At 38.6% G+C, this 3,008-nt stretch carries 3 protein-coding genes; 2 read left to right on the top strand and 1 reads right to left on the bottom strand.

From position 1 onward, the window contains the following. Positions 1-307 precede the first annotated feature (307 nt). On the top strand, positions 308-493 hold the full coding sequence (locus tag H7U01_RS09900; RefSeq protein WP_002883500.1) for a DUF3272 family protein: 186 nt from the start codon (positions 308-310) through the stop codon (positions 491-493). On the opposite strand, the gene birA is transcribed toward H7U01_RS09900, so the two are convergent. Then, entirely contained in the window at positions 480-1,418 is a 939-nt protein-coding gene (gene birA / locus H7U01_RS09895; RefSeq protein ID WP_195414183.1) for a bifunctional biotin--[acetyl-CoA-carboxylase] ligase/biotin operon repressor BirA, read from the bottom strand. The genes H7U01_RS09900 and birA overlap by 14 nt on opposite strands. Positions 1,419-1,697: 279 nt before the next feature. Between birA and metK the strand changes: the two genes are divergently transcribed. Beyond that, positions 1,698-2,891 carry a methionine adenosyltransferase gene (gene metK, locus H7U01_RS09890; RefSeq protein WP_201041517.1) on the top strand — a complete coding sequence of 398 codons (1,194 nt, stop codon included), beginning with the start codon at positions 1,698-1,700 and terminating at the stop codon, positions 2,889-2,891. Positions 2,892-3,008: the final 117 nt, after the last annotated feature.

Raw genomic sequence — 3,008 nt, 5'->3', positions numbered from 1 at the left:
CAAATTCCTTAGTTTGATTATGGAATTCAATCTATTTTTTATCAAATGCCTTGATATGCTTGACAAATGGTAGAAAAGGACTTAGTCCTGTGCAATACATAACTAAATCCTTTCTTAAATTATTTGTCTATCTTTTTGGGGTCAGTACATTCCAGTGGACCTTTTTAGGTCCGAGCCTAGAAATAGAGAAGCGAGGAGATTCAGTGTAATTTGATAGATTTCTGAATCTGATGAAGGTTTATCCTTGTAAAAATGAAAAGAGCCTAGACTGCTTGTCCTAGGCTCTATCTATTGATATAATAATCTTATGATTCAACAAATTTTGTTTATTACGCTTGAAACTATTTTTGAAACGGTTTGTTTTAATTACAGTTTACAGCACGGCTATTACTTTTTTACAGCCTTTTTTGGTTATTTATTGTTTCGTCGTCTTTGGACAACCTATGTTGTTTCACGCATTGCGCGTGCAGCCGACAAGTCTACCAAGAAGTAAGGCTCACTTCGCCAGCGGTCAGCCATTTTTCCTGACCATCATCAGTAAGAACGAGAAGTTGGCCCTTGTCGCCAATTTCTTTAGCAACACCAGTATAATTCTTTCCAGCTTGTTCAAAGGTCACTTGTTTGTCTAAAACGAGAGACTTTTCTTTATAGACTTTAACTAAATCACTAGTTGGAATGGTTAAAAAGAGCTTCCAAATTTCTGAAATAAGCTGGTTTCGAGTGATGCTTGGTTTTTCAGAAGTAAAAAGGCTAGTAGCTTTATTGTCTAACTCTTTAGGAAAATCACTGATTGAGAAGTTAAGCCCAACCCCGATAATGACATCTGTGATGCGACCAGATTCGATAGAACTAATGGCTTCGGTAAGGATACCAGCCATTTTTTTGTTGTTGAGATAAATGTCATTAACCCATTTGATTTCTGTATTGATACCAGTTAGACGCTGGATAGCTTTGACAATAGCTGCTGCTGCCATCATGGTATAAGGTGGTAAGTCGGCAAAATAACAGTTTGGCTTTAAGTGGATACTCATGTAGATACCACCTTGTGAACTGGCAAAGAAGTGACGATCAAATCGTCCTTTGGCCGCCTTTTGACTTGGTGACAGATAAAGTGCGGGCGTCGGATTATTCTTTTCCATGCCATGTTTAGCATCAAGTTGGGTAGAGTTAGAATCTGGATTAAAGTAGACTGGAATGTTGAGTTGTTTAGAAATGTCTTGAGGAAGAAGAATATCTCCCTTTTCTAAATAGTAGCCTTTCTTCCGTACACTTGTAATGTCAATTCCTTGTTCTTGTAGTGTTTGGATTGCCTTCCAAATGGCTGTCCGTGAGACTCCAAGGCTTTTAGCCAAACTCTCTCCCGTCACAAAGTCAGGACTCTTCGATAAGATGTCATAAACGTGTTCATAAGTTTTCATATCCTAAGTATAATACAAAAGATGGTAAAATGCTCACTATAAATTATTGATAAGGCTTGATAATAAATAACTATATGACTAGACTGAAAAAACATGATATAATGGACGGTAGTTATTAAGTCCCGATAAGGCAACAGTCATCCTAGGGTTGGCTGTTGGTTCTTTGTAACTTTTTAACGGCGTCTAGCTCTATTAGGAGTATAGCGTTTTACCTATTAGGAGACGGTCAAATCTGTTCTATCTAATATTATTTTTCATATTAAAAGGGGGACATTTTATATGTCAGAACGTAAACTTTTCACGTCTGAATCTGTATCTGAGGGGCATCCAGATAAAATTGCAGACCAAATTTCAGATGCCATTCTTGATGCGATTTTAGCAGAAGATCCAGATGCACACGTTGCAGCAGAAACAGCTGTCTACACTGGTTCTGTCCACGTTTTCGGTGAAGTTTCTACAACAGCTTATGTGGACATTAACCGTGTGGTTCGTGATACTATCGCTGAAATTGGTTATAACAATGCAGAATATGGCTTTGCAGCAGAATCTGTTGGGGTTCACCCATCATTGATCGAACAATCTCCAGATATTGCTCAAGGAGTCAATGAATCACTTGAAGTTCGTGGAACTGGTGACCAAGACCCACTTGATCTTATCGGAGCTGGTGACCAAGGTTTGATGTTTGGTTTTGCTATTGATGAAACTCCAGAGTTTATGCCACTTCCAGTTAGCCTTTCACATAAATTGGTTAAAAAATTGGCAGATTTGCGTAAATCTGGTGAGATTTCATACCTTCGTCCGGATGCTAAATCTCAGGTTACTGTTGAGTATGATGAGAATGACCAACCAGTACGTGTTGATACAGTCGTTATCTCAACGCAACACAATCCTGAAGCAACTAACGATCAAATTCGTCAAGACGTCATTGAAAAAGTCATTAAAGCAGTTATTCCAGCCGAATACTTGGATGACGAGACAAAATTCTTTATCAACCCAACAGGTCGTTTTGTTATTGGAGGACCTCAAGGGGACTCTGGTTTGACTGGTCGTAAGATTATTGTTGATACTTATGGTGGTTACTCAAGACACGGTGGTGGTGCCTTCTCAGGTAAGGATGCCACTAAGGTTGACCGTTCAGCTTCATATGCCGCTCGCTATATTGCTAAAAACATCGTAGCTGCTGGTCTTGCTAAGAAAGCAGAAGTACAATTGGCTTATGCTATTGGTGTTGCTAATCCTGTGTCTGTCCGTGTCGATACCTTCGGAACGGCGACAGTTGCTGAAAGTAAACTTGAAGCTGCTGTCCGTGATCTCTTTGACTTGCGTCCTGCAGGTATCATTCAAATGCTTGATCTTAAACGTCCTATCTACCGTCAAACAGCGGCCTATGGTCACATGGGACGTACTGACATCGATCTTCCATGGGAAAAATTGGATAAGGTTGAAGCGTTGAAAGAAGCCGTCAATCATTAAGAAATAGAATTAGAAATAAAAAATCAGAATTTTAATAGGAATTCTGATTTTTTTATGTGCAAAGCCATTTAAATACAAAAGCCTGTTTAATTATTATTTATTAAAATATAGAAAAAT

The sequence above is a fragment of the Streptococcus sp. 21.1 genome, from assembly GCF_016648635.1.
Taxonomy (GTDB): domain Bacteria; phylum Bacillota; class Bacilli; order Lactobacillales; family Streptococcaceae; genus Streptococcus.
Note: the sequence above shows the minus strand (reverse complement) of the source record. Positions and strands in the feature narration are given on the sequence as shown.

What these genes read in the sequence shown, in the direction of transcription:
- metK (WP_201041517.1), top strand. Translation starts at nt 1,698, where the DNA reads ATGTCAGAACGTAAACTTTTCACGTCTGAATCTGTATCTGAGGGGCAT.
- birA (WP_195414183.1), bottom strand. Translation starts at nt 1,418, where the DNA reads ATGAAAACTTATGAACACGTTTATGACATCTTATCGAAGAGTCCTGAC.
- H7U01_RS09900 (WP_002883500.1), top strand. Translation starts at nt 308, where the DNA reads ATGATTCAACAAATTTTGTTTATTACGCTTGAAACTATTTTTGAAACG.